Here is a 24,353-nt window from a genome sequence, read left to right as displayed (position 1 = left end):
TTAGAGCCCCTCCAGCGTTTCAACCAGCGCACGCCCGACCCTCGATGGCCCGGGGAAGTAATCCCACTCCTGGGCATGGGGATAAGGCGTGTCCCAACCGGCAACGCGAGCCACCGGCGCTTCAAGCTTATAGAAACAATGTTCTTGCACGAGTGCCGCCAGTTCCGCGCCAAAGCCCGATGTCAAGGTCGCCTCATGAACCACGACACAGCGCCCGGTTTTTGAAACGGATTCAATAATCGTTTCGAGATCGAGTGGGAGTAATGTGCGCAGGTCGATGATTTCCGCATCTATATTATGTTCAGCTGCAGCGGCCTCTGCCACGTAAACCATGGTGCCATAGGTCAGGATCGTTAGCTGTGAGCCTTCACGGCGCTTGATGGCTTTGCCCAGCGGCACCGTATAATGACCATCAGGCACTTCGCCGAGATCGTGCTTGGACCACGGCGTGACTGGCCGGTCGTGATGTCCATCAAACGGACCATTATAAATGCGCTTGGGCTCAAGGAAGATCACCGGATCCGGATCTTCTATTGCCGCAATAAGCAGCCCCTTGGCATCATATGGGTTGGACGGCACAACCACCTTCAGGCCCGAAACATGGGTAAAAAGCGCTTCCGGGCTCTGGCTATGTGTTTGCCCACCGAAAATGCCGCCGCCCACCGGCATGCGCACGACCATCGGGCAGGTAAAATCGCCATTTGAACGATAGCGTAAGCGTGCAGCCTCTGAGACAATCTGGTCATAGGCGGGGTAGACATAATCTGCGAACTGGATTTCAACACATGGCTTAAGTCCATAGGACGCCATGCCAATTGCAGCTCCGACGATGCCCGCCTCATTGATGGGCGCATCGAAACACCGCGTCTTTCCATATTTTGTCTGCAGCCCTTGCGTGCAGCGAAAGACGCCACCGAAAAAGCCGACATCCTCGCCGAACACAACCACGTTTTCGTCGCGTTCCATCATTGTATCCATCGCATCGCGGATGGATTCGATCATTGTTTTACGTGGCATTTGGCTTAAACCCCCGCCTGCTGACGTTGACGGCGCAGATGCGGAGGCATTTGTTCATAAACACCCTCGAACATATCGCGCGCTGATGGCTTGCCTCCGGCATGCAATGTTCCGAAGCTTTCGGCTTCTTTCTGCGCAGCGATAACTGTGTCGAGTATCTCGGCTTCGGTCTGGGTATGACGCTCTTCCGACCATGCGCCGCGTGCAATCAGGTGGTTCTTCAACCGAACAATAGGATCGCCCAGAGGCCAGGCCTCCGACTCCATCTTGGGCCGATAAGCAGATGGGTCATCCGAGGTCGAATGAGCACCGGCGCGATAGGTGACATATTCCACCAGCGTCGGCCCCAAATTGCGGCGCGCGCGTTCGGTTGCCCACTGCGCCACCGCAAAAACCGCGAGGTAATCATTGCCATCGACGCGCAGCGCCGGAATACCGAAACCAAGGCCACGCGCTGCAAAGGTACCTGAGCCACCGCGCGCAATGCCTTGAAATGTCGAAATCGCCCATTGATTGTTGACGATATTGAGAACTACCGGCGCCTTATAGGTTGAAGCGAAAACCAGCGCGGCATGGAAGTCAGACTCGGCCGTTGAGCCATCGCCGATCCATGCGGCAGCTATCTTGCTGTCTTTCTTGATGGCGGATGCCATGGCCCAGCCAACACCTTGAATATACTGGGTGGCCAGATTGCCAGAGATCGAGAAAAAACCGTGTTCTTTGGAAGAGTACATGATTGGCAGCTGCCTGCCCTTCAACGGATCGCGCTCGTTGGAGTAGATCTGGCACATCATTTCGACCATGGGATACCCGCCGGCGATCAACAGACCAGCCTGACGATAGGTCGGAAAATTCATATCGCCTTGCACCAGCGCCTTACGGAAAGCGCAACTGACTGCCTCCTCGCCAAGATGCTGCATATAAAATGAAGTCTTGCCCTGCCGCTGGGCGATCTGCATACGCGCATCGAACGTGCGCAGCGTCATCATATGGCGCAGACCTTCAACCAGTTGATCGTCGGTCAGCAGATTTGCCCATGGCCCGACTGCCTCGCCTTCAGGGTTAAGCACACGAATAATCGAAAATGCGAGGTCACGCATGTCTTCAGGGTTTGTATCGACATCGGGGCGTCTCACCGAGCCTGCATCGGGAAAGGTGACGTTGGAAAAATCCGGTGTACCGCCCGGACGCACAGCCGGTTCAGGGACGTGCAGACTTAGCGGGCCAAACTCAACACTACCATTGTCCGACATTATGTAGACCTCCCAATCGATTATGCCTTTGTCCATAATAGCATAAAAGACCAATGGGGCGGCAACGGGCCGTTTGGCACAATCGAATTGCTGTATCTTGAGTTTTGAATCAGAAATCAGACATAAACGCCTGATTTAATTAGGTTTACCGAGTATAATATTGGAAATCCTGGCTTTCAATGCCAATAAAAAAGCAATGATGCGCCGGTTCTGGTGCGGCGCATCGATTATTTCATTCAAAGAGTGGCACTATTTTGTAATGAAATGTTCGATCAAGCGGTCAGAAGCCTATGCCGCCGCTATCGACAACATGCTTCGGCGCGCATTTTCGCGAATAGCATCGCGGTGAATACCGTTGAGCAAGGAAAGCAAATCATCATTTGCGGCGGCGGGAACAGCCCCTGCATAGGCTTCTACCCTCGCGATCTGCTCAATCATTGCGCGCGCGACATCATGCAAACCCAGCTTGCGCTTGCCGTTGATAATATCGCGCCATGCCTGAACTGCGGTGCACAGGGAAGCGTGCGTGCTTTCGGCCAGACCCGCAGCGCTAAACAGCGCCCCCAGCACGTTCGGACGGCCATCAATGAGCAGGCCGCGCACGCGACTATGCTTGTAACCGGACAGCGCAACAAGGATCGCGCCGAAGAAATCGATCTGTCCTTTCGCAACCACCCGAATGACAAAAGCTGTTGTTATGTCTCCGCGCAGTTGTAGGTGTTCAACGAGAGCCGGATATTCTTCGATAGGCGTTGCGGCAACGAGGCCGATGGATGCTTTGACACAGGCATCATGTGTCATTCGTTCCGCTCTGCGACCTCCCATGAGTGCCTGCACAATATTCATCTGGCACAGCGCCTCTGCGGTCTTGACTGCAAGCGAGTGGCGGCAATCGGCTGGCAGGCTTTCATGATCGACGAGCAATGCACGCACTTCGGCAATATGTCCTGACCGTTCAAGCAGTCGACGATAACTCACCGGCATTATTTTCGCCTGTGTATTGGCTAGCAGCTCCAGTATGGCATCGGTCTCGCCAACTTCGATAATGGCGGCACAAACAGTTGGCGAAACGCGTGCCCGACCGGCAATGACGCGTTGCGCCTCTCCGCAACCACTCACAACACAGTCAATCAGGTCGCTATCGCTGAGCAAAACCGAGCGGCCGAGCATATAGGTCGAGATTTCAATCTGGTCGCGTGCGAGACTAGCAACGATATGGGCAGGAGCGCGGACACTTGTAGAAAACGCCTCAGCCAGCGCGAGGCGCACTTTTGGCGAAGAATCGTCCAGCAGGAGCGTTAGTACAGCCTCTGTCGCGCAACGCTCGTCATTGTCGAGTTCTGAATGCAGATAGATATGCGCCAAAGCCGCCGTTGCATGACAACGTTGCGCCACTGACGCATTCTCGATCATTCTGAGATATTGCTGTACCGGCATCCCTTATCGCCCCCATTTTTTCTAGCAAAAGCCTAGCGGAAAAAGGTTTACGATCAGTTCACCATATCCATTAACCATGACGACAAGGGTTTTGCCCCTGTTGCGATCCGCAGAGCACCGTCATAATGTCCCGCAAATCATTGCGGAGGTTCGAAATCATCATGGCTGGATTGTATCTGGAAGAGTTCGAGGTCGGACGCGTTTTCAATCATTCGCTGCGCAAAACGATCACTGAAAGTGACAATATGCTATTTTCGGTCATGACATTGAACACCCAGCCGCTGCATATTGACTTTGATTTTGCTAGCAAGACAGAATGGGGAAAGCCTCTCGTCAACTCATTGTTTACGTTGGGTTTAATGATAGGTATTTCTGTCAATGACACGACAATTGGCACGACAATTGCCAATCTCGGCATGACCGATGTCACTTTTCCTTCCCCGCTATTTCATGGCGATACAGTACATGTTGAGACTGAGGTTATTTCAACACGCCCGTCCAAATCCAAGCCTGATCGCGGCATTGTCGAGTTCGAACACCGTGCCTTCAACCAGCATGGTGTTCTCGTTGCAAAATGCACGCGGCAAGCCATGATGAAATCAAAGAGTGCGGCGTGATGCGCTCGCTCCTGTTTGTTCCCGGCGATTCGGAAAAGAAACTTGAAAAAGGACTCGCCAGCGAAGCCGACATGCTTTTGATCGATCTTGAAGATTCGGTAAGCGCAGAGCGCAAGGCCGCCGCGCGGCAGATCACCGCTGATTTTCTGAAATCGAACCGCGGTACGGCCTCGCCTCGCCTTTTCGTTCGCATCAATGATCTCTCCAGCGGTTTCGCCGATGATGATCTTGCCGCCATTATGCCGTCGCTGCCCGTTGGCATTCTTCTGCCCAAATCCAATAGCGGTAAGGATGTGACGCGGCTTTCGGTGAAACTGAATGTGCACGAAGCGCAGGCAGGGCTTTCTGAAGGCGTCACGCAGATCATTGCAATCATTACCGAGACTGCAATTGGTACCTTGTCTGCAGCCACCTATCCGGATGCATCCAAACGATTAATCGGCCTCAGTTGGGGTGCGGAAGACCTTTCGGCAGTTATCGGCGCAACCGCGGTGCGCAACGAGGCGGGTCATTACACGGACGTGTTTCGCATGGCTCGCGCCTTGACGGTCCTTGGCGCATCCGCCGCTGATGTTGCGGCCATTGATACGGTCTACATCGACTATCGCAATGAAGAAGGTCTTGCCCGCGAATGCACCGAAGCCGCGCGCGATGGTTTCACAGCCAAACTGGCAATTCATCCGGCCCAGGTCGCAATCATCAATCAGATTTTCACGCCTTCGGCTGAAGCGGTCGATCAGGCAGAGCGTATCGTTGCAGCCTTCGCGGCTGAGCCCGCTGCCGGTGTAATTGGTATTGATGGTAAAATGTTCGACCGCCCGCATCTGAAGCGAGCGGAGCGGCTCATTGCCAGAGCGCGATCATTTTGATCTTACGCTAGCCTTTCCACGGCCCCGAATATTCGGAAAGTACCGCATCCACTTCCGGGCGAGGCCGCTCCGGCACTTTCTGCGCGCAAGTTCCAATATGAACAAACCCCGTGACCCGCTCATGTGGGGCCAGCCCTAGCAGCGCCCGGCCCTTTTCATCCGACGAGTACCAATTGCTGATCCAATTGGTGACATAGCCCAATGCATTGGCGGCCAGGCAAAGCTTCATCGCCGCCGCACCCGAGGAAAGAAACTGCTCCCACTCCGGAATATGATGTTCAACTGGAGAGAACACCACGCCAATGACCAGCGGAGCGCGAGCAAAGCGCTTCAGTTCCTGCTCGCGGCGTTGTTCAGTCAGTGGCCCTTCACGTTCTTCACAAAGTTCGGCGAGATATTTCCCGACTTCGACACGTGCATCACCCCGATACAGAATAAAGCGCCAGGGCGTCAGACGACCATGATCCGGCACACGCGAAGCAATCGTAATGATCTTGCGAATCTCTTCGTCAGATGGTCCTGGAAGGCCGATGGCCGAGATCGGGGTGGAGCTTCGTGTCGACAAAAAATCGAGGATTGGATTGGATGAGGAAGTGTTCATGGAATAATCGTAGCGACCCTGTTGCACTATTGCGCGGACAATGGCTTCGTTTTGTCGGTCAAGTAAAGACATGAGAGCGAGAAAAGCCTTGAAATTGCCATCGGCTTCGGATCAAAAGCTTGCATGGGCGTATTCCAGACAATTGCCACGGGCAGCATTTTCCGCAAACCCTTGTTTGCTATCGCGGCATGTGCGTGTCTGGCGTCGGGACCAGTCGCATTTGCACAGTCGCTGACACCGGATTCACCGGAAGTCGCCCCGCTTGAGCTACCCACCATTGCGCCGCCCGCCGGTAAAGGCGATATACCTAAAATTCCCAATCTGAATGAATATGCCAATCCAAAGGCTCCGCAGAACAATCCGCTGGTCAATGAGCCCGAGCTTGTTCTTACTGCAAAACTTTCAGACGAGAGTGAAGCGATTGGCCGGGGGCTGGTATGGCGGGTATTCTCACCCGATCCCGGCCCCGACGGCAAGCTGGCGCTTCTCGCCACTGCCAAAGGCGGTACCACTTCGTTCAATCTTGCTCCCGGCAGCTACCTGATCCACGTCGCCTTTGGTCGTGCTGGCGCAACCAAGCGCATTTCCATGACACGCGCCAAGCGCACTGAAACAATGATTCTCGATGCTGGCGGGATCAAGCTTAATGCTGTGCTTGCTGGCGGTGGTCGCATTCCTCCCGATCGTCTGCGATTTTCGATTTATGAGGATCATGAAGACGCCAATGGCGAACGCGCTTTGATCATTCCCGATGTCAAGCCGGACAGCGTTGTCCGTCTGAACACTGGAACCTATCAAATCGTGTCAAACTACGGCACGGCGAACGCCGTCATTCGGTCTGACATCCGCGTTGAGGCTGGTAAAATCACGGAAGCGAATGTTGAACACCGCGCGGCACTGATGACGATGAAACTGGTGCGCGAAGCTGGCGGCGAAGCGCTAGCCGATACGGCTTGGTCTGTTCTCACCACGTCAGGTGATATTGTCCGGGAAAGCGTGGGGGCTTTCGCATCCATGGTGCTTGCGGAAGGTGAATATGTCATCATCGCCAAGAACAAGGACAAGATTTACCAGCGTGACTTCAAGGTTGTTGCCGGTCGCAATCAGGATGTGGAGGTCATCGCCTCCAATGGCGCAAGCACGGCGGCAAGCGCCAACCAGCCGGCGAAAGGCGAAGAGCCGCTGGACTGACCCCTAACATCTGCTCAAAACAGGCTGCATGGCTGCTTTGCGTGGTTCGACAAGCTCACCATGAGGAAGGTGGTGTTTTGCATGCCAATCTCCCCCTACCTCAAATCCCTCCCACCTGATGCATGCCAGCCTCCACCTTTCCTCATGGTGAGCGTGTCGAACCACGCATCACGCATTTGCAAATCTTGTTTGCTCGGTAACATTCAGCTCATCGCACATTGATGGATTTGCCGGGGAAAAAGGCTAAACCTCGCTTATTAGCTGCATAACCGCTTTGCGTGGTTCGACGGGGCTCACCATGAGGAAGTGTGGGGATTGCAGGGGCAAATCTCCTGCGCTGGAAGCTGGCGGGCAATTCACCACCTTCCTCATGGTGAGCTTGTCGAACCACGCACCACATGCGCAAATTCACCACAGGCCAACGACATGAGTATTGAGCTCTTATTTGCTCGATGAACCCGGCTGCAGCGAAAAAACGGCATTATAGAGATATTGCAAAAGAGTCTGGCGATCTTCCAGCACCTTCAATTCATCCCAACTGATGATATTGCCGATCCGCACATTGATGGATTTACCGGAAAGACGCCGGAATTCTCGAATCAACAATGATATGCGCAGCGTCATCGATACTTTGCTGGCGAGGTGAAATAGCCAGCCATTCTGCCCGCTGAAGTAGACTGGAATGACAGAAGCCTGTGCTTGCCTGATGAGCTTGGCAGGGAATATTTTCCAAGGCAGATCTTCCGCACGACCAAAACCCTTGCGCGCTGTCGCAACACCGCCTGCTGGAAAGACAATGATTGTCACGCCTTCCTTGAGCAAGCGCACTGCTTCGTGCCGCGTTGCCATGTTCATCGCCATGGCTTCCTTGGTTTCGTCGAAACATACCGGCAAGGCATAAGGGCGGATTTCCGGTACTTTCAGCAGATCATTATTGATCAGCACGCGGAAAGGCCTGCCCAATTGTTCGGCCAGCGCCAAAGCTGCGATGCCGTCTCCAATACCGAATGGATGATTTGCAATAAGCACCAGCGGCGTGTCAGGCAGATTTTGCGGCGGCCACTGATCCGGCCCCTCTAGCCTGATGTTGATCAGTTCCATCATGCGGCAAAAAACATCGATACCAGCGGGGACTATCTCAGTTCGCCATACATTATACAGCCCGACATAATGATTTCTGCCCGAGATCGCCTCAATCGAGCGGATCAGCCATTGCGTAAGGCGCGTCTGAGTATCGTTGGCATAGGAAAGTTCGGAAAACTGCACCGCGTGAAAACCCCGGAGGTTAATTCGGGGATTATCCCGGATATTTGTGACAGCGCGATGAAATCACCGCGCTGTCAACGGCATTGTCATTCGGCAGCCAGACGCAGAAGATCGGGCGGCGTAGCCTCGTGCTTCAATTGCTGTATTGCCTCGTCCAATGAGAGAGAAGTTTGGTTTTGCGAACCAAGACGGCGCATATTCACTGTCCGCTCTTCCGCTTCACGCATGCCGCAAACGAGAATCACCGGAACTTTCTGCAAGGAATGCTCACGCACCTTGTAGTTGATCTTCTCATTGCGGAAGTCGGTTATGACCTGAAGACCTGCGGCTTTCAGCTCCTTGGCGACCTGACGGCCATAATCATCGGCTTCCGTCGTGATCGTCGCAACCACAACTTGCACCGGCGCGAACCATAGCGGCATGTGACCCGCAAAGTTCTCGATCAAAATGCCGAGAAAGCGCTCCATGGAACCGCAAATGGCGCGATGGATCATAACCGGCTGCTTCTTCTCCGACGTTGAGTCGATATAAAATGCACCGAAACGCTCCGGCAGATTGAAGTCGACCTGCGTCGTGCCGCATTGCCACTCACGGCCAATAGCGTCTTTCAGCGTATACTCGAATTTGGGGCCGTAAAACGCACCCTCGCCCGGCAGAATTCCAGTTTTGATGTCGTTTGACTGTTGCTGGATCTGCTCAAGTACGCCGGTCATGACCGCCTCGGCACGGTCCCACAATTCATCCGAGCCGACGCGTTTTTCAGGACGGGTCGAAAGCTTGATCGTGATCCCTTCGAAGCCGAAATCCTTGTACACTGAAAGGATCAGATCATTGATGCGCAGGCATTCTGCGGCCATCTGCTCATCCGTGCAGAACACATGCGCGTCATCCTGCGTAAAGCCACGCACACGCATCAAGCCATGCAACGCGCCTGATGGCTCATAGCGATGCACATTACCGAATTCTGCAAGGCGCACAGGCAGATCACGGTATGATTTCAGGCCATGCTTGAATATCTGCACATGACCCGGACAGTTCATCGGCTTGAGCGCAAAGACGCGTTCATCGTCGGTCTCGTCGCCTGCGACCGTGACCTTGAACATATTGTCACGATACCAGCCCCAGTGACCGGAAGTCTCCCAAAGCGACTTGTCGAGCACTTGCGGTGCGTTGACCTCCTGATAGACGCCATCAAGCCGCCGACGCATATAGCTGACCAGAGACTGGAACATGCGCCAGCCCTTGGCATGCCAGAACACGACGCCCGGACCTTCTTCCTGGAAATGAAACAGGTCCATTTCACGGCCGAGCTTGCGATGGTCGCGCTTCTCCGCCTCTTCCAGCATATGAAGATAGGCATTGAGATCATTATCATTGGCAAAGGCCGTACCATAAATGCGGCTCAGCATCGGATTATTGCTGTCACCGCGCCAATAGGCACCTGCAACCTTCATCAACTTGAAGGAGTTGCCGATCTGCCCTGTTGAGGCCATATGCGGTCCACGGCATAGATCATACCAGTCGCCCTGCGCATAGATTTTTAGGTCTTGCCCTTCGGCAATCGCATCAACGAGCTCAACCTTGTAGACTTCGCCCTTTTCGGCAAAGACCTGACGGGCCTTTTCACGCGACCAGATTTCCTTGGTGAAAGGCTTGTTGCGGGCGATGATCTCCCGCATCTTCTTCTCGATCAGCGGAAGATCTTCCGGCGTGAACGGCTCGTTTTTGGCAAAATCATAATAGAAGCCGTTTTCAATAACAGGCCCGATAGTGACCTGCGTTCCGGGGAAAAGCTCCTGTACCGCTTCCGCCAGAACGTGCGCGCAATCATGACGGATGAGTTCAAGCGCGCGCGGATCATCGCGGGTCAATATTTCGATAGCGCCTGAAGCACCAAGCGGATCAGACAAATCGCGGACCGTGCCATCGACAGCATAGGCCACAGCTTTCTTGGCGAGCGATTTTGAAATGGATTCGGCAAGTTCCGCACCGGTCATGGCGGCGTCATAATCACGCTTTGAGCCATCGGGGAATTGCATGGATACAGTTTTGGCAACTGCTTGCGACATAAGACTTCTCCTATCCAGTCCCGCCAACGATTGCGGGTGGTTTTCTAAAACCCCCGGATTTCTTATCCGGTCGCGGACTTCTAAATGCAGATTGCTTTGAGGTAAAGAGGTTTGGGATAAAAGCATGCATAGATCATGTGCGTGGTTCGACGGGGCTCACCATGAGGAAACTCGTTGATTGCAGAAAGTTGAATTTTCCACGCTGGAGACCATTATTGCAGCACACCGATCTTTCCTCATGGTGAGCCCCGTCGAACCACGCGTAGCGATTGTGCAGCCAACGCTACTCCTCGCCGCGTTCCTGGCGCAGCTTTTGCCAATATTCCATGCGCTTGCGGATTTCCCGTTCGAACCCGCGCTCCGGCGGATCGTAGAAGCTTTGCCGTCCAAGCGCTTCCGGAAAATAGTTCTGCCCGGAAAAGGCGTCAGGCTGGTCATGATCATAGGCATAACCCTTGCCATAACCCTCACCCTTCATCAGCTTGGTCGGCGCATTGAGAATATGTTTGGGCGGAAGCAGTGAGCCATTGGCCTTGGCCGCTCCCATTGCTGCCTTATAGGCTGTATAAACTGCATTGGATTTCGGCGCCGTAGCGAGATAGACGCAGGCTTGCGCCAGCGCCAGTTCACCTTCGGGCGACCCCAGATAATCATAGGCATCCTTTGCTGCATTGCAGATGACCAGAGCCTGCGGATCGGCAAGGCCAATGTCTTCGCTTGCCATGCGCACGAGCCTGCGTCCCAGAAACAACGGGTCTTCACCAGCATCGAACATGCGGCACAAATAGTATAATGCCGCGTCGGGATCAGAGCCGCGCACGGATTTATGCAAGGCAGAGATCAGATTGTAATGGCCATCCTGCCCCTTATCATAGACAGGAGCGCGCCGTTGCACGATCTGCTGCACCCGTTCCGCATCAAAAACCTCGCCTTCACGCGCCGCGCGCCAAACCTCTTCAGCCAGCGTCAAAATTGCGCGGCCATCACCATCTGCCATGCGTACCAGACTTGCCCGCGCCTCGTCATTCAACGGAAGCGCTTTGCCCTCATGGCTTTCCGCCCGCTCGAGCAATGCCACAAGACTGGTTTCATCATGGGGTTTAAACACCAGAACCCGCGCCCGCGATAGCAAAGCCGCATTGAGTTCAAAGGAGGGATTTTCCGTCGTGGCGCCCACCAGCACGATCGTTCCATCCTCCATGACCGGCAGAAATGAGTCCTGCTGGGCGCGGTTGAAGCGATGAATTTCGTCAACAAAGAGCAATGTCTGGCGGCCGGACATTTTCCGTGACCGTGCCATCTCAAAGACCTTTTTCAGGTCGGCCACGCCGGAAAATATTGCAGATATCTGCTCAAATGCGAGATTTGTCTCATTGGCGAGCAGCCGGGCAACGGTGGTCTTGCCTGTTCCGGGCGGTCCCCAGAAGATCATCGATCCGAGCGAACCGGAAGCGATCATCCGCGTCAGCGCGCCTTCCGGTCCCGTCAGATGTGTCTGGCCGGTGACCTCGCTCAGGTTACGCGGTCGCAGGCGGTCAGCAAGCGGCCTGCTTCTGTCCGAAGCAGGATCGCCGCTTACTGAAAATAAATCCGCCATGCTCTTGCTGCCTTGTCGCGTCTAAAGCAATTCCAGCAAAAGTGTGAAGCGGTTTTGCGTCCGAAATTGCGTAAAAAAGTTTAGAGCGTCGTTTTTAAAAAGCAAAACGCTCTACCGAATGATCTGACGAATTATGGCACCCCCGCGCTCAAATTCGAAGCGCCAAAGCACGGGATTGGTCGACATTGCCTTGCTAAGATCGGCAATACTGTCAATTGAGGTGCCATTTATGCCCCGGATAATATCGCCGGGTTGCAAACCGATACGCGCAGCTGGAGAGTTTGGATAGACCTTGTCAACAGCAACACCGTCCGTCCCCTCCGGCAAGCGCAAACGCGCGAGGCTTGCAGGGCTTAGCTTGAGAACAAGTGCACCCGAAAGCGGGTTCTTGCCTTGAATCATCAGTTTATTGTCCGCAGAGTCAGGATCGGGCTTTTGCAAAGTCACTGAGACGGACTTTTCCTTGGAACGGCTCAATATGTCGAACTTGACTGTCTTGCCGATGCCCGCCGTCGTCATGCGATATCCAAGCCCATCCGGATTTTCAATGCGAACGCCATCAACATTCAACACCACGTCGCCAACCTGCAGTCCGCCTTTATCAGCCGGGCCACCTTTGGTGATATCGGTTACGAGCGCGCCGTAAGGCTGTCTCATTCCAAGACTTTCGGCCACATCAGCGGTCACGTTTTGGAAAGCAGCACCGATATAGGGGCGCTCGAATGTGTCTGCGCCGCCCTTGGCTGTATCAACAACTGCGCGCACCATATTGGCCGGTATGGCAAATCCGATTCCAACGGAGCCACCGGACTTGGAGAAAATTGCGGTATTCACACCGACAAGTTCTCCATCCATGCCAATCAAGGCGCCGCCCGAATTACCGGGATTGATGGCCGCATCGGTCTGAATGAAAAAATCAAAGTCGGAAATACCGACGCGCGTGCGCGCCTGTGCCGAGACGATACCGCTCGTCACAGTCTGACCGACACCGAACGGGTTACCGATAGCCAGAACCAGATCACCCACCTCAACCTTGTCGGAATCTGCAAGTTTCAAAGATGGCAGCGGTTCGCCGGCATCAATTTTCAATATGGCCAAATCTGTCGACTCATCCTTGAGAAGGACTTTCGATTCAAACTCGCGGCCATCTGACAGCGCGATTTTTACGGTGTCAGCGTCGCGGATGACATGATTATTGGTTACGATAATACCCGAACCGTCCACAATCACGCCGGAGCCAAGGGACGACTGAACGCGAGGCGGACCGCTAAACTGTCTCCCACCGAAGAACTGTTCAAAAAATGGATCACCCGCAAAAGGCGAGCGTTGCTGAACCGAATGGGCCGCGTAGACATTGACCACAGCGCCTGCCGTCTGTTTGACCAGTGGCGCAAAGGATAATTGCGCCTCAGTACGGCTTTCCGGCACTTGCTTTGTAGTATCTGCAGTTTGCGCATAAACCGGAAGAGCGGTAGCGGAAAAGACAGCCGCACCAAGCAAAATCGCCCGGGCCGAAGCGCCTATTGTCGAGCTTCGCGAAACAGAACCCATATTAATCTCCGATAGCTAATGAATCAGTCAAACTGCTTCGACCAATGTGGTGATTTCGAGCGAGGATACCAGCTATTAAACAAAGCAAATTTGAGACATATCGTTTCACCATCAGCTTATTTGATGCGACTTCATCTTTAATAGGCATTCAGATAATATGCACGAAACAGGCGATGGACGATTGGGCAATATAAGAGGCCATTTCCGGATTTATCCGAGCGGCAATCCTGGCATACAAATTGTCGAGGCGGCTACGCGCCATTCTTTTGCCCGCCATACACATGACCAGTTCGGCATTGGCGTCATTCATCAAGGGGCACAAAAATCCCTTAGCGGGCGCGGTACTGTGGAAGCCGGACCGGGTTATGTCATCACCGTCAATCCCGGCGAAATACATGATGGCGTACCAATCGGCGATTCAGGCCGCTCTTGGCGGATGATCTATTTTGACCCCGCTCTCATTGAAAATATCATTGATGATATTAACGAAGGTGGTGCGACCACAACAGAATTCACTGAACCGGCCATGGATAACGCCCTCGCCGCCAAACAATTTCAGGAGCTTTTCAGCGCCTTGACGCGCAATGCGCATGAGCCGCTTCTTCCTGAAGAAAAACTGATTGACCTGCTTTCCATCACGCACAAAAAACCAGCTAAATCAGAACCGATCCCCCCTGCCATTCATATGGTGAGGCAGCACATAGATGATGCACCAACCGCATCATATACTTTGTCGGATCTGGCAAAAATAAGCGGCCTTAGCCGTTTTCAGGTTCTGCGAGGCTTTGCAGCGGCAACTGGCTTTACCCCCCACGCCTATCTTATGCAGCGACGCGCCGATATTGCCCGCCGCCTGATCTTGCAAGGCATGGCGCTTGCAGAAACTGCGGCAGCAAGCGGCTTTGCCGACCAAAGCCACATGAACCGCATTTTCGCGCAAAAGTTTGGATTGTCGCCCGGTTCCTATGCGGCATCGGTATAGTTAAGCCTCCGGCCATCTGGCGATAAGCGCTGCAATCCTGTCCAAGACGCTGCCAGCATTCCTTGATTTAATCCTTCTCCATAAGAGTAAGGAGCTTAGACTATGAGTCTGGAATTTATCATCACATCACTGATCATTGTCATATCGCCCGGTACCGGCGTGGTTTATACGCTGGCGACCGGATTGACGCGGGGCGCAAGAGCGAGCATCGCCGCGGCGTTTGGTTGCACAATCGGCATAATTCCCCATATGGCAGCGGCGATAGGCGGGCTGGCTGCGATCATGCATACGAGCGCCATTGCGTTTCAGACGCTCAAATATCTCGGCGTTATCTATCTTTTGTTCATGGCGTGGAATGCTTTGCGCGATAACGGCTCACTACGGGTGGATCAGGAAAATACCGAAAGCTCATTTAGTCGTGTAACTTTGACCGCAATCCTCATTAATATTCTTAATCCGAAACTATCGATCTTCTTTCTCGCTTTCCTGCCGCAATTCGTAACCGCAGATGAAAGGCGGCCCGTGCTGACCATGCTCGGTCTCAGCGGTGTGTTCATGGCAATGACATTCGTTGTCTTCGCCATTTATGGGCTCTTTGCAGCTTCTGTTCGAGACAAGGTAATTTCCCGGCCCATCGTTCTCACGTGGATGCGCCGCTCATTCGCCGCTGCTTTTATCGGGTTGGGTATAAAGCTTGCTTTGACACAGCGCTAAGTTCGGGTGGGTGGCTTCACGATATCCACAATCACTAAGCTATCGGTAGGCAGTCGATACGCCTCGCTTACCAACGAGAGCCACAATGTTGCGCACCTCTGCGCTGGTTTGGATAGTCCCCGAAGCCACAAACAGAAAAAGGGAGCCGAAGCTCCCTTTAAACTTTCTACCGTAGAAGCGTTGATTACGCTGCTTCGGCTTCGTTGGCGCGCTCTTCTTCAACGCGGGCCAAATCCTTGGAACCCTTTGCGCTGACATCACGATCAACGAATTCGACAACTGCGAGCGGTGCATTATCACCGGTGCGGAAGCCTGCTTTCATGATGCGGATGTAGCCGCCATTACGCTGACCATAACGTGGTGCAAGCGTATCGAACAGCTTGGCAACCAGCTTGGCATCGCGGATAGCCGAGATGGCCTGACGACGAGCGTGCAGATCACCGCGCTTGCCGAGTGTGACAAGCTTTTCTACGATTGGACGAATTTCCTTGGCCTTGGGCAGCGTTGTCACGATCTGCTCATGCTCGATCAAAGATGCAGCCATATTGGCAAACATCGCCTTACGATGGCTGGCAGTCCGGTTAAGCTTGCGGCCTGAATTACCGTGGCGCATGAGCCTTCTCCTTCAGTTTTCTTTTCGGGCTCATTGCCCGGGCTAAATTTCTCAGTTCGGGCTCATTGCCCGGGCTTATTTGTCGGGCAGAGCCCGGATTAGTACTGGTCTTCGTAACGCTTGGCGAGATCTTCGATGTTCTCTGGCGGCCAAGCTGGAACTTCCATACCAAGATGGAGGCCCATGGAAGCCAGAACTTCCTTAATTTCGTTCAACGACTTGCGACCGAAATTCGGTGTGCGCAGCATTTCTGCTTCTGTCTTCTGAATGAGATCGCCAATGTAGACGATATTATCATTCTTCAGGCAGTTTGCCGAGCGAACCGAAAGTTCGAGTTCATCGACCTTCTTGAGCAGAGCAGGATTGAACGCGAGTTCAGTAACCTGTTCCTGCTGAACTTCTTTTTGCGGCTCGTCAAAGTTGACGAAGATCGCCAGCTGGTCCTGAAGAATACGTGCTGCGTAAGCAACAGCATCTTCACCGGAGATCGAACCATCTGTCTCGATCTGGAGGATCAGCTTGTCATAATCGAGAACCTGACCTTCACGGGTGTTCTCGATTTTATAGGAAACCTTGCGGACCGGTGAGTAAAGGCTATCGACTGGAATAAGACCAATCGGAGCATCTTCAGCGCGGTTGCGGTCAGCTGGAACATAACCCTTGCCGGTGTTGACAGTGAATTCCATGCGGATTTCAGCGCCTTCATCGAGCGTGCAGATAACGTGTTCCGGGTTGAGAATTTCAATATCGCCAACAGTCTGGATATCGCCAGCTGTTACAACGCCTGGGCCTTCCTTACGGACGACCATGCGCTTTGGACCATCGCTTTCCATGTGGATAGCGATTTCCTTGATGTTGAGGACGATGTCTGTAACATCTTCGCGAACGCCAGGGATCGACGAGAATTCATGCAGAACGCCGTCGATCTGTACCGCAGTCACGGCAGCACCGCGCAGCGAAGACAGAAGAACGCGGCGCAAGGCATTGCCCAGCGTCAAGCCATAACCGCGCTCTAGCGGTTCAGCGACGACAGTAGCCTTGGTCTTCGAGCCGGAAGTCTGAAACTCGACCTTGTTCGGCTTGATCAATTCTTGCCAGTTTTTCTGGATCATCTATGTTTTCCTTATCCTTGCCAGTGCCACCATCCAATCGTGGCCTTGAAGCGTGGAAACCCCGTCAGGGGCTTGAAGCCGATGAGTTGAAATCAACCCACCGGCCAAATCCTAGAGCAAAAGACTAGACGCGACGACGCTTGCGCGGACGGCAGCCATTGTGCGGGATCGGTGTCACGTCACGGATCGATGTGATTGTGAAACCCGCAGCCTGCAATGCGCGCAAAGCGGATTCACGGCCGGAGCCAGGTCCGCAAACTTCAACTTCCAAAGAACGCATGCCGTGTTCCTGTGCCTTCTTTGCACAATCTTCAGCAGCCATCTGAGCAGCAAATGGTGTGGACTTGCGCGAGCCTTTGAAGCCCTGCGCACCAGCCGACGACCAGGCAATCGCATTGCCCTGCGCATCAGTGATGGTGATCATTGTATTGTTGAATGTCGAATTCACGTGGGCAACGCCCGACGAAATGTTCTTCCGCTCGCGGCGGCGAACGCGTGTGGCTTCCTTGGCCATAGTAGTCCTTTCAGTTGATCTCGACGCCTCCGTATTTCCAGAGGCTCCACCGTGGTTCAGTTAACGTGTGAAACCAGCACGTCCGCCCTAAAAGGCAGAACCGGCGCAGCGAACCGCGCCGGACAATATTACTTCTTCTTGCCGGCAATTGCCTTGGCAGGACCCTTACGGGTGCGCGCATTTGTATGCGTGCGCTGACCGCGGACCGGAAGCGAGCGGCGATGACGCAGGCCGCGATAGCAGCCCAAATCCATCAGACGCTTGATGTTCATGGAAACTTCACGACGCAGATCACCCTCAACGTGGTAATCACGATCGATCGTTTCACGGATCTGCAGCACTTCGGCATCGGTCAACTGATTGACGCGACGCTCTGCAGGAATGCCGACTTTCTCGACGATTTCCTGTGCAAATTTTTGACCAATCCCGTGAATGTACTGAAGCGCGATAACAACGCGCTTGTTCGTCGGGATGTTGACGCCAGCGATACGAGCCACGTCTGTTCTCCTTGTTAACCGGCAGAGCTGGATTACCGATACGGCGGCCAGATGACGGGATGAAAATTAATATTCGAGGACAAACATAAACGATCAGCCCCGAACCTTTATTACTGGATCGGCGCCGACCGCTTTATATCCAAGCGAATTTGCGCCGTACTTGAAGGAATCGCTGTCAAAAGTCAACTCCTCCAAGAAAATTAAGTCAGTCCTAGAGTTCCGACAGAATTTTCTCGATCGATGCCGTGACCTCTTCAAAGTCGGCCATGCCATCAACCTTCTTCAACTTGCCCTTGGCATAGTAGTAGCCAATCAACGGCGAAGTCTGCTTGTAGTATGCCTCAAGGCGCGTGCGCACCGTTTCAGCATTGTCGTCCGGACGGCGTTTGAATTCCGTCGAGCCGCATTTGTCGCAGACACCCGCAACTTTCGGCTTTTTATTGGTATCGTGATACCCGGTTCCGCATTTTGCGCAGGTATATCGGCCCGATATGCGCTCGACGAGAACGTTGTCGTCCACTTCAAGCTCGATCACGCAATCCAACTCCAGATCCTTATCAGCGAGCATGCGCTCTACTGCATCGGCCTGAACCAGAGTGCGCGGATAGCCGTCGAGAATAAATCCCTTGACTGCATCCGGCTGATCAATGCGTTCGGAGACGATCGCATTGACGATCTCGTCAGAAACCAGATTGCCGGCATCCATGACGGCTTTGGCCTTCAGGCCTACATCTGTTCCCTTAGTGACTGCTTCGCGCAACATGTCCCCCGTGGAGAGTTGCGGTATGCCTAACTTTTCGACCAAGCGCTGAGATTGAGTTCCCTTACCTGCCCCCGGTGGTCCGAGAAGTATTAATCTCATCTGTTGCGTTTCCCTCCACGGAGCTTCGACTTCTTGATAAGCCCCTCATATTGATGCGCGATCAGGTGCCCCTGGATCTGTGCAACCGTATCGAGCGTAACGCTCACGACGATCAGCAGCGACGTACCGCCGAGATAGAAAGGAACACCAGCCCACGAAATAAGGAACTCCGGCAGCATGCAGATCAGAACCAGATAGGCTGCGCCGAGGACTGTGATACGGGTGAGCACAAAATCGATATATTCTGCTGTACGCTCACCGGGACGGATGCCAGGAATGAAGCCTGAATGCTTCTTCAACTGATCGGCAGTGTCCTTCGGATTGAAGACAAGCGCCGTGTAGAAGAAGGCGAAGAAAACGATCATCGCAGCGTAGAGGAACATATAGGCAGGCTGGCCATGGCCGAGCGAAGACAGGATGCTCGTCGCCCAGGCAGGCATTTGTTCATTCTGGGCAAATCCGGCAACGGTTGCAGGCAAAAGCAGCAACGAGGAAGCGAAGATCGGCGGGATAACGCCAGCAGTGTTCAGCTTCAAAGGCAGATGCGAAGTATCGCCCTGGAACATGCGATTACCGACCTGACGCTTCGGATACTGGATCAGAAGGCGGCGCTGTGCGCGTTCAACAAAGACGATAATACCGATAACAGCAACCGTCAGCACGATAATCGCCAGAATCACGCCCGTGGACAAAGCGCCGGTACGGCCAAGTTCCAGCGTACCGGAAATGGCTTGCGGCAGGTTGGCGACGATGCCCGAGAAGATGATCAGCGAAATACCGTTGCCGATGCCGCGCGCAGTAATCTGCTCGCCAAGCCACATCAGGAACATTGTGCCGCCGACAAGAGTGATCACTGTCGAGAACAGGAAGAAGGGCCCCGGATCGGTGACAATGCCCTGACTGCCCTGCAAACCGACAGCAATCGCATAGGCCTGTACAGTCGCAAGCAGCACGGTGCCGTAGCGTGTATATTGATTGATAACCTTGCGGCCCTGCTCGCCATCCTTCTTCAACTGCTCGAGAGCAGGAATGACGGACGTCATGAGCTGGACGATGATCGATGCCGAGATATAAGGCATGATACCAAGCGCAAAGATCGCCATGCGTTCAACCGCACCGCCCGCGAACATGTTGAACATGCCGAGGATACCCTGCGCCTGATTGTTGAAAGCCTGAGCGAATGCGCCGAGATTGATGCCCGGCAACGGGATATAGGTGCCAAGCCGGTAAACCAGCAATGCGCCAAGTGTAAACCAGATACGCTTCTTGAGCTCACTGGCTTTTGAAAAAGCTGAGAAATTGAGATTTGACGCGAGCTGTTCAGCGGCTGAAGCCATTATAGTCTCCGGTCTGTGCCGTCAGAGCGGTATCCCGCTTCGACTTTTGTTCTTTCGCCATTTCAAACGGAAAACCGGCAGCCACTTTTCCTGAAATTGCGTTAGAGCCCGTTCTAAACCCGGTATCGAGAATCGACGGTCTTACCCCCAAATATGATGTGGGGAGAAAAGGTACAAGCGGCGATCGTAAAGATCGCCGCTTGCCTGTCCGTATTATTCTGCTGCTGCAGGTGCAGCTGGCAGCTTGACTGTACCGCCGGCCTTTTCGATCTTTTCGATCGCAGCCTTTGATGCACCGGAAACTTCGAAAGTTACCGCAGTCGTGATTTCGCCGTCAGACAGAAGACGAACGCCATCCTTGGCGCGGCGGATAACGCCGGCAGCCTTGAGCGTTTCAATCGTGACAGCAGCCTTCGGGTCGAGCTTCTTGGCATCGATTGCAGTCTGCACGCGGCCGACTGAAACGGTGTTGAAGTTCTTCGAGAAGATGTTGGTGAAACCGCGCTTTGGCAAGCGACGGTAAACTGGCATCTGTCCGCCTTCGAAACCGTTGATGGCAACGCCCGAACGGGACTTCTGACCCTTGACACCACGACCGGCTGTCTTGCCGGAACCAGAACCAATACCGCGGCCGACGCGCTTGCGAGCCTTGGTTGCGCCTGGATTTTCACTCAGATCATTGAGTTTCATTTGTCTAATCTCCGGTATCAAGCCTCGTCCACGACGCGGACGAGATGTTGAACCTTGGCAATCATGCCGCGAATTGAAGGCGTATCTTCAAGTGTGCGACGACGATGCATTTTATTGAGGCCCAGGCCAACAAGCGTTGCACGCTGTTCTGCCGGACGGCGGATAGGGCTGCCGATCTGTTCGACCGTAACCGTCTTACCCTTCTTCTTCTCAACCATGACTTTGTCCTTTAGTCTCTACAGTGAGCAAAGCCGTAGGCCCTGCCCTGCTGCGCCACTTTATGGCCTATTCTTCCGAACCGACCACATCGCGGCGGCGAGCCTGCAGTGTCGAATACTTGATACCGCGCTGTGCAGCGATGTCCTTCGGGTGCATCTGATGCTTGAGAGCATCGAATGTCGCGCGAACCATGTTGTATGGGTTCGACGAACCGAGTGACTTGGCAACAACGTCCTGTACGCCGAGAGTCTCGAAGACTGCGCGCATTGGACCACCGGCGATGATACCCGTACCAGCTGTAGCTGCACGAAGCAGAACCTTGCCGGCGCCGTGACGGCCATGCACATCGTGATGCAATGTACGGCCCGAACGCAGCGGAACGAAGATCATTTCGCGTTTGGCAGCTTCAGTTGCCTTACGGATAGCTTCCGGCACTTCGCGCGCCTTGCCATGACCAAAACCAACGCGGCCCTTCTGATCGCCGACAACGACGAGAGCAGCAAAACCGAAACGACGTCCGCCCTTAACAACTTTGGCGACGCGGTTAATGTGTACTAGCTTGTCAACGAATTCGCTATCGCGCTCTTCGTTACGGCCACCACGATCGTCGCGGCCTCTCTTTTCCTGTGCCATGCTCCTAATTCCTTTTTCTTTTCCGGTAGCACGAATGACATTACAGCGCCGTGGATATGAATTGATCCACATAGATCGCGGTAACAGTTTTAGTACGCGAAGTCCGGCTTACAAGAGACGAGCCCTTGCAGTCCCGGACTTCGAAAGTCTTGACCCTGAAGTCCGATCTTAGAAACTAAGACCTGCTTCGCGGGCAGCTTCAGCAAGCGCCTTTACACGGCCGTGGTAAATATAAGCGCCACGATCGAAGACAACTTCCTTGATGCCAGCCTTGACGGCGCGCTCTGCAACGAGCTTGCCAACCAGTGCCGCTGCATCCGAATCTGCACCAGTCTTCAGCTTGCCCTTGAGGTCAGCTTCGAGAGTGGATGCGGATGCAATAGTGTGACCATGCGCATCATCAATGATCTGCGCATAGATATTCTTTGAAGAACGGTGGACGCTGAGCCGCGGACGGTCACCGGCAACCGCCTTGAGCTGGCGGCGAACACGCGAAGCGCGACGCTGAATGATTTCTTTCGGCGATGCCATGACACGAGTTCCTTACTTCTTCTTACCTTCTTTGCGAACGATCTTCTCGCCCGCATATTTCACGCCCTTGCCCTTGTAAGGCTCTGGGCTACGATATTCGCGAATTTCAGCTGCGACCTGGCCTACCTGCTGCTTGTCGATGCCGGTTACGACGATTTCCGTCGGCTTCGGCACTGCAACTGTGATGCCTTCCGGCACCTGATAGACAACTTCGTGGCTGAAGCCAAGTGACAGCTGCAGGTTTTTGCCCTGCATGGCTGCACGATAGCCGACGCCGCTGATTTCAAGACGCTTTTCAAAACCGTCCTTCACACCCGTGAAGATGTTGACGACCATAGTGCGGCTCATGCCCCACTTTGAACGAGCGACTTTGGAGTTGTCACGCGGGTTAACGCTGACAGCACCGTCTTCAAACTTGACCACTACGTCGTCATTGGCAACGAAGGACAATTCGCCCTTCGGGCCTTTGGCCTTGATGGTCTGGCCGTCTACGCTGGCTGTTACGCCTTGCGGGACTGCCACTGGTTTTTTACCGATACGAGACATTTTTCAAACCTTTTCAAGCCGGTGCTTAGAATATACGGCAGAGCAGTTCGCCGCCGACATTCTGTTCACGTGCCTCGTGGTCTGCCATAACGCCCTTCGGCGTCGACAGGATCGAAATACCAAGACCGTTCGCAACCTGCGGGATCGACTTGACCGACACGTAAACGCGGCGACCGGGCTTCGAAATACGGGTAATCTCACGAATTACCGGTACATTCTCAAAATACTTCAGTTCGATTTCGATTTCGGACTTGCCGTTGTCGAAGTCTACCTGGCTATATCCACGGATATAGCCTTCGGACTGAAGAACATCCAGAACGCGAGCGCGAAGCTTGGAGGCTGGTGTTGAAACCTTGCCCTTCTTGCGCATGATTGCGTTACGGATACGTGTCAGCATATCGCCGAGAGGATCTGTCATAGACATCGCGTTCTCTCCTTACCAGCTCGATTTCACGATGCCAGGCACCTGGCCGAGCGAACCCAGCTGGCGCAATGCGATACGCGACATTTTGATCTTGCGGTAATAACCGCGCGGACGACCCGATACTTCGCAACGATTGCGAATACGAACCTTGGTGGAATTGCGTGGCAGTTCTGCCAGCTGGATGGTGGCGCGGAAGCGCTCATCCAGAGGAAGCGACTGATTCATCACGACAGCCTTCAGGCGCGCCCGCTTTGCAGCGAAACGCTTAACCAGAAGACCGCGGCGCTTGTTCTTTTCGACTGCGCTCGTCTTTGCCATTTCAAATACCTCGCTACGCTTGCCGTTACTGGCGGAAAGGGAAGTTGAAGGCGCGCAGAAGAGCGCGGGCTTCATCATCCGTTTTTGCAGTCGTGCAAACGATGATGTCCATGCCCCAGATCTGATCAACCTTATCGTAGTTGATTTCCGGGAACACAATGTGTTCCTTGATACCCATGGCAAAGTTGCCACGGCCATCAAAGCTCTTTGGATTCAGGCCGCGGAAATCTCGAACGCGTGGAAGCGCGATCGTGATCAGGCGGTCAATGAATTCGTACATGCGCTCTTTACGAAGAGTTACCTTCGTACCGATCGGCATATTCTCACGCACCTTGAAGGTAGCGATCGAATTGCGCGCACGGGTAATAACCGGCTTCTGGCCAGCAATCAATGCCAGATCTTCAGCTGCGACAGTTGGCTTCTTCGAGTCAGCTGTTGCTTCGCCTACACCCATGTTGAGAACAACCTTGGTGATGCGTGGGATCTGCATCTCGTTTTCGTATTTGAACTCTTCGAGAAGAGCTTTACGAACCACGTCGAAGTACTGTGTCTTCAGACGAGGTGTAATGTTTGCATCAGCCATCGATCAGATCTCCTGAACGCTTTGCTACACGTACCTTCTTGCCGTCCTCTAGGACCTTGAAACCAACGCGAGTTGGCTTGCCGTCCTTGTCGGCAATAGCAATGTTCGACAGATGGAGCGGCGCTTCTTTCGAAATAATGCCGGCTTCCTGGCTCTGTGTCTGCTTCTGGTGACGCTTTACAAGATTAACGCCGCGAACGAGCGCTTGCTCATCCTTCGGCAAAACTTTGATTACTTCGCCGGTACGGCCCTTGTCCTTACCAGCCAGAACGACAACGCGGTCGCCTTTACGGATCTTCTGCATCGTCTG

Annotated in this window: 28 protein-coding genes; 5 read left to right on the top strand and 23 right to left on the bottom strand. The window is 53.8% G+C overall.

Annotated elements, in window-relative coordinates:
* From QFZ34_RS19810 to QFZ34_RS19800, 3 genes are all read right to left on the bottom strand, one after another.
* Positions 1-1,017 carry an alpha-ketoacid dehydrogenase subunit beta gene (locus QFZ34_RS19810; protein WP_307284594.1) on the bottom strand — a complete coding sequence of 339 codons (1,017 nt, stop codon included), beginning with the start codon at positions 1,015-1,017 and terminating at the stop codon, positions 1-3.
* Positions 1,018-1,022: 5 nt separating this feature from the next.
* Positions 1,023-2,270, bottom strand: a complete 1,248-nt coding sequence (locus QFZ34_RS19805; RefSeq protein WP_115055358.1) for a 3-methyl-2-oxobutanoate dehydrogenase (2-methylpropanoyl-transferring) subunit alpha — start codon at positions 2,268-2,270, stop codon at positions 1,023-1,025.
* Between the two features lie 288 nt (positions 2,271-2,558).
* Positions 2,559-3,707 carry a DUF2336 domain-containing protein gene (locus QFZ34_RS19800; protein WP_307284588.1) on the bottom strand — a complete coding sequence of 383 codons (1,149 nt, stop codon included), beginning with the start codon at positions 3,705-3,707 and terminating at the stop codon, positions 2,559-2,561.
* A 125-nt stretch (positions 3,708-3,832) separates the two neighbouring features.
* On the opposite strand from QFZ34_RS19800, the gene QFZ34_RS19795 reads away from it, so the two are divergent.
* On the top strand, positions 3,833-4,324 hold the full coding sequence (locus QFZ34_RS19795) for a MaoC family dehydratase (RefSeq protein WP_337353880.1): 492 nt from the start codon (positions 3,833-3,835) through the stop codon (positions 4,322-4,324).
* Positions 4,324-5,193, top strand: coding sequence for an HpcH/HpaI aldolase/citrate lyase family protein (locus tag QFZ34_RS19790; protein ID WP_115055362.1), 870 nt, complete (start codon positions 4,324-4,326; stop codon positions 5,191-5,193). The genes QFZ34_RS19795 and QFZ34_RS19790 overlap by 1 nt, the downstream gene beginning before the upstream one ends.
* A 7-nt stretch (positions 5,194-5,200) precedes the next feature.
* On the opposite strand, the gene QFZ34_RS19785 is transcribed toward QFZ34_RS19790, so the two are convergent.
* Entirely contained in the window at positions 5,201-5,794 is a 594-nt protein-coding gene (locus QFZ34_RS19785) for a nitroreductase family protein (RefSeq protein ID WP_115055413.1), read from the bottom strand.
* 123 nt (positions 5,795-5,917) lie between these two features.
* Between QFZ34_RS19785 and QFZ34_RS19780 the strand changes: the two genes are divergently transcribed.
* Positions 5,918-6,985, top strand: coding sequence for an RgsD C-terminal domain-containing protein (locus QFZ34_RS19780; RefSeq protein WP_307284581.1), 1,068 nt, complete (start codon positions 5,918-5,920; stop codon positions 6,983-6,985).
* A gap of 441 nt (positions 6,986-7,426) precedes the next feature.
* On the opposite strand, the gene QFZ34_RS19775 is transcribed toward QFZ34_RS19780, so the two are convergent.
* The 4 genes from QFZ34_RS19775 to QFZ34_RS19760 form a co-directional block, all read right to left on the bottom strand.
* On the bottom strand, positions 7,427-8,251 hold the full coding sequence (locus QFZ34_RS19775; RefSeq protein WP_307284578.1) for a lysophospholipid acyltransferase family protein: 825 nt from the start codon (positions 8,249-8,251) through the stop codon (positions 7,427-7,429).
* A gap of 86 nt (positions 8,252-8,337) precedes the next feature.
* A complete protein-coding gene (thrS, locus tag QFZ34_RS19770) occupies positions 8,338-10,320 on the bottom strand; it encodes a threonine--tRNA ligase (RefSeq protein ID WP_307284576.1) in 1,983 nt (660 codons plus the stop codon).
* 283 nt (positions 10,321-10,603) lie between these two features.
* The gene (locus QFZ34_RS19765; RefSeq protein WP_307284573.1) at positions 10,604-11,917 is read right to left on the bottom strand and encodes a replication-associated recombination protein A; all 1,314 of its coding nucleotides are present in this window, start codon (positions 11,915-11,917) and stop codon (positions 10,604-10,606) included.
* Between the two features lie 111 nt (positions 11,918-12,028).
* Complete coding sequence (locus QFZ34_RS19760; protein ID WP_307284568.1) at positions 12,029-13,468, bottom strand: DegQ family serine endoprotease; 1,440 nt, start codon at positions 13,466-13,468, stop codon at positions 12,029-12,031.
* Between the two features lie 157 nt (positions 13,469-13,625).
* Here QFZ34_RS19760 and QFZ34_RS19755 point away from each other — a divergent pair, with 157 nt between their 5' ends.
* Both QFZ34_RS19755 and QFZ34_RS19750 read left to right on the top strand, forming a co-directional pair.
* A complete protein-coding gene (locus tag QFZ34_RS19755; protein WP_307284565.1) occupies positions 13,626-14,450 on the top strand; it encodes an AraC family transcriptional regulator in 825 nt (274 codons plus the stop codon).
* A gap of 102 nt (positions 14,451-14,552) precedes the next feature.
* On the top strand, positions 14,553-15,164 hold the full coding sequence (locus tag QFZ34_RS19750) for a LysE family translocator (protein WP_115055374.1): 612 nt from the start codon (positions 14,553-14,555) through the stop codon (positions 15,162-15,164).
* A gap of 184 nt (positions 15,165-15,348) precedes the next feature.
* Here QFZ34_RS19750 and rplQ read toward each other — a convergent pair whose 3' ends face one another.
* The 15 genes from rplQ to rplX form a co-directional block, all read right to left on the bottom strand.
* Positions 15,349-15,777 carry a 50S ribosomal protein L17 gene (gene rplQ / locus QFZ34_RS19745; protein WP_115055376.1) on the bottom strand — a complete coding sequence of 143 codons (429 nt, stop codon included), beginning with the start codon at positions 15,775-15,777 and terminating at the stop codon, positions 15,349-15,351.
* A gap of 98 nt (positions 15,778-15,875) precedes the next feature.
* Positions 15,876-16,889 carry a DNA-directed RNA polymerase subunit alpha gene (locus QFZ34_RS19740; protein ID WP_008124954.1) on the bottom strand — a complete coding sequence of 338 codons (1,014 nt, stop codon included), beginning with the start codon at positions 16,887-16,889 and terminating at the stop codon, positions 15,876-15,878.
* Between the two features lie 124 nt (positions 16,890-17,013).
* Positions 17,014-17,403: a 30S ribosomal protein S11 gene (gene rpsK / locus QFZ34_RS19735; RefSeq protein WP_008124952.1), complete on the bottom strand. Its 390-nt coding sequence runs from the start codon at positions 17,401-17,403 to the stop codon at positions 17,014-17,016.
* A 128-nt stretch (positions 17,404-17,531) separates the two neighbouring features.
* On the bottom strand, positions 17,532-17,900 hold the full coding sequence (rpsM, locus tag QFZ34_RS19730) for a 30S ribosomal protein S13 (protein ID WP_008124949.1): 369 nt from the start codon (positions 17,898-17,900) through the stop codon (positions 17,532-17,534).
* Between the two features lie 211 nt (positions 17,901-18,111).
* Positions 18,112-18,762: an adenylate kinase gene (locus QFZ34_RS19725; protein WP_307284552.1), complete on the bottom strand. Its 651-nt coding sequence runs from the start codon at positions 18,760-18,762 to the stop codon at positions 18,112-18,114.
* On the bottom strand, positions 18,759-20,099 hold the full coding sequence (gene secY / locus QFZ34_RS19720) for a preprotein translocase subunit SecY (RefSeq protein ID WP_307284549.1): 1,341 nt from the start codon (positions 20,097-20,099) through the stop codon (positions 18,759-18,761). Before secY ends, QFZ34_RS19725 begins: the two co-directional genes overlap by 4 nt.
* A 213-nt stretch (positions 20,100-20,312) precedes the next feature.
* Positions 20,313-20,789 carry a 50S ribosomal protein L15 gene (gene rplO, locus QFZ34_RS19715; RefSeq protein ID WP_115055382.1) on the bottom strand — a complete coding sequence of 159 codons (477 nt, stop codon included), beginning with the start codon at positions 20,787-20,789 and terminating at the stop codon, positions 20,313-20,315.
* A 17-nt stretch (positions 20,790-20,806) separates the two neighbouring features.
* On the bottom strand, positions 20,807-21,007 hold the full coding sequence (rpmD, locus tag QFZ34_RS19710; protein WP_008124941.1) for a 50S ribosomal protein L30: 201 nt from the start codon (positions 21,005-21,007) through the stop codon (positions 20,807-20,809).
* A 67-nt stretch (positions 21,008-21,074) separates the two neighbouring features.
* On the bottom strand, positions 21,075-21,641 hold the full coding sequence (gene rpsE, locus QFZ34_RS19705; RefSeq protein ID WP_008124939.1) for a 30S ribosomal protein S5: 567 nt from the start codon (positions 21,639-21,641) through the stop codon (positions 21,075-21,077).
* Between the two features lie 168 nt (positions 21,642-21,809).
* Positions 21,810-22,172 (bottom strand): 50S ribosomal protein L18, encoded by a 363-nt coding sequence (rplR, locus tag QFZ34_RS19700; protein WP_008124937.1) that lies wholly within the window; start codon positions 22,170-22,172, stop codon positions 21,810-21,812.
* A 12-nt stretch (positions 22,173-22,184) separates the two neighbouring features.
* Positions 22,185-22,718: a 50S ribosomal protein L6 gene (gene rplF / locus QFZ34_RS19695; RefSeq protein WP_115055384.1), complete on the bottom strand. Its 534-nt coding sequence runs from the start codon at positions 22,716-22,718 to the stop codon at positions 22,185-22,187.
* 25 nt (positions 22,719-22,743) lie between these two features.
* The gene (gene rpsH / locus QFZ34_RS19690) at positions 22,744-23,142 is read right to left on the bottom strand and encodes a 30S ribosomal protein S8 (protein WP_008124933.1); all 399 of its coding nucleotides are present in this window, start codon (positions 23,140-23,142) and stop codon (positions 22,744-22,746) included.
* A 12-nt stretch (positions 23,143-23,154) separates the two neighbouring features.
* Positions 23,155-23,460, bottom strand: coding sequence for a 30S ribosomal protein S14 (rpsN, locus tag QFZ34_RS19685; protein ID WP_008124931.1), 306 nt, complete (start codon positions 23,458-23,460; stop codon positions 23,155-23,157).
* Between the two features lie 25 nt (positions 23,461-23,485).
* Entirely contained in the window at positions 23,486-24,043 is a 558-nt protein-coding gene (gene rplE, locus QFZ34_RS19680) for a 50S ribosomal protein L5 (protein ID WP_115055386.1), read from the bottom strand.
* Entirely contained in the window at positions 24,036-24,347 is a 312-nt protein-coding gene (gene rplX / locus QFZ34_RS19675; protein ID WP_008124927.1) for a 50S ribosomal protein L24, read from the bottom strand. Before rplX ends, rplE begins: the two co-directional genes overlap by 8 nt.
* Positions 24,348-24,353: the final 6 nt, after the last annotated feature.

Source organism: Phyllobacterium ifriqiyense, assembly GCF_030817885.1.
Classification (GTDB): domain Bacteria; phylum Pseudomonadota; class Alphaproteobacteria; order Rhizobiales; family Rhizobiaceae; genus Phyllobacterium; species Phyllobacterium ifriqiyense.
Note: the sequence above shows the minus strand (reverse complement) of the source record. Positions and strands in the feature narration are given on the sequence as shown.

What these genes read in the sequence shown, in the direction of transcription:
- QFZ34_RS19810 (WP_307284594.1), bottom strand. Translation starts at nt 1,017, where the DNA reads ATGCCACGTAAAACAATGATCGAATCCATCCGCGATGCGATGGATACA.
- QFZ34_RS19805 (WP_115055358.1), bottom strand. Translation starts at nt 2,270, where the DNA reads ATGTCGGACAATGGTAGTGTTGAGTTTGGCCCGCTAAGTCTGCACGTC.
- QFZ34_RS19800 (WP_307284588.1), bottom strand. Translation starts at nt 3,707, where the DNA reads ATGCCGGTACAGCAATATCTCAGAATGATCGAGAATGCGTCAGTGGCG.
- QFZ34_RS19795 (WP_337353880.1), top strand. Translation starts at nt 3,833, where the DNA reads ATGTCCCGCAAATCATTGCGGAGGTTCGAAATCATCATGGCTGGATTG.
- QFZ34_RS19790 (WP_115055362.1), top strand. Translation starts at nt 4,324, where the DNA reads ATGCGCTCGCTCCTGTTTGTTCCCGGCGATTCGGAAAAGAAACTTGAA.
- QFZ34_RS19785 (WP_115055413.1), bottom strand. Translation starts at nt 5,794, where the DNA reads ATGAACACTTCCTCATCCAATCCAATCCTCGATTTTTTGTCGACACGA.
- QFZ34_RS19780 (WP_307284581.1), top strand. Translation starts at nt 5,918, where the DNA reads ATGGGCGTATTCCAGACAATTGCCACGGGCAGCATTTTCCGCAAACCC.
- thrS (WP_307284576.1), bottom strand. Translation starts at nt 10,320, where the DNA reads ATGTCGCAAGCAGTTGCCAAAACTGTATCCATGCAATTCCCCGATGGC.
- QFZ34_RS19765 (WP_307284573.1), bottom strand. Translation starts at nt 11,917, where the DNA reads ATGGCGGATTTATTTTCAGTAAGCGGCGATCCTGCTTCGGACAGAAGC.
- QFZ34_RS19760 (WP_307284568.1), bottom strand. Translation starts at nt 13,468, where the DNA reads ATGGGTTCTGTTTCGCGAAGCTCGACAATAGGCGCTTCGGCCCGGGCG.
- QFZ34_RS19755 (WP_307284565.1), top strand. Translation starts at nt 13,626, where the DNA reads ATGCACGAAACAGGCGATGGACGATTGGGCAATATAAGAGGCCATTTC.
- QFZ34_RS19750 (WP_115055374.1), top strand. Translation starts at nt 14,553, where the DNA reads ATGAGTCTGGAATTTATCATCACATCACTGATCATTGTCATATCGCCC.
- rplQ (WP_115055376.1), bottom strand. Translation starts at nt 15,777, where the DNA reads ATGCGCCACGGTAATTCAGGCCGCAAGCTTAACCGGACTGCCAGCCAT.
- QFZ34_RS19740 (WP_008124954.1), bottom strand. Translation starts at nt 16,889, where the DNA reads ATGATCCAGAAAAACTGGCAAGAATTGATCAAGCCGAACAAGGTCGAG.
- rpsK (WP_008124952.1), bottom strand. Translation starts at nt 17,403, where the DNA reads ATGGCCAAGGAAGCCACACGCGTTCGCCGCCGCGAGCGGAAGAACATT.
- QFZ34_RS19725 (WP_307284552.1), bottom strand. Translation starts at nt 18,762, where the DNA reads ATGAGATTAATACTTCTCGGACCACCGGGGGCAGGTAAGGGAACTCAA.
- secY (WP_307284549.1), bottom strand. Translation starts at nt 20,099, where the DNA reads ATGGCTTCAGCCGCTGAACAGCTCGCGTCAAATCTCAATTTCTCAGCT.
- rplO (WP_115055382.1), bottom strand. Translation starts at nt 20,789, where the DNA reads ATGAAACTCAATGATCTGAGTGAAAATCCAGGCGCAACCAAGGCTCGC.
- rpmD (WP_008124941.1), bottom strand. Translation starts at nt 21,007, where the DNA reads ATGGTTGAGAAGAAGAAGGGTAAGACGGTTACGGTCGAACAGATCGGC.
- rpsE (WP_008124939.1), bottom strand. Translation starts at nt 21,641, where the DNA reads ATGGCACAGGAAAAGAGAGGCCGCGACGATCGTGGTGGCCGTAACGAA.
- rplR (WP_008124937.1), bottom strand. Translation starts at nt 22,172, where the DNA reads ATGGCATCGCCGAAAGAAATCATTCAGCGTCGCGCTTCGCGTGTTCGC.
- rplF (WP_115055384.1), bottom strand. Translation starts at nt 22,718, where the DNA reads ATGTCTCGTATCGGTAAAAAACCAGTGGCAGTCCCGCAAGGCGTAACA.
- rpsH (WP_008124933.1), bottom strand. Translation starts at nt 23,142, where the DNA reads ATGTCTATGACAGATCCTCTCGGCGATATGCTGACACGTATCCGTAAC.
- rpsN (WP_008124931.1), bottom strand. Translation starts at nt 23,460, where the DNA reads ATGGCAAAGACGAGCGCAGTCGAAAAGAACAAGCGCCGCGGTCTTCTG.
- rplE (WP_115055386.1), bottom strand. Translation starts at nt 24,043, where the DNA reads ATGGCTGATGCAAACATTACACCTCGTCTGAAGACACAGTACTTCGAC.
- rplX (WP_008124927.1), bottom strand. Translation starts at nt 24,347, where the DNA reads ATGCAGAAGATCCGTAAAGGCGACCGCGTTGTCGTTCTGGCTGGTAAG.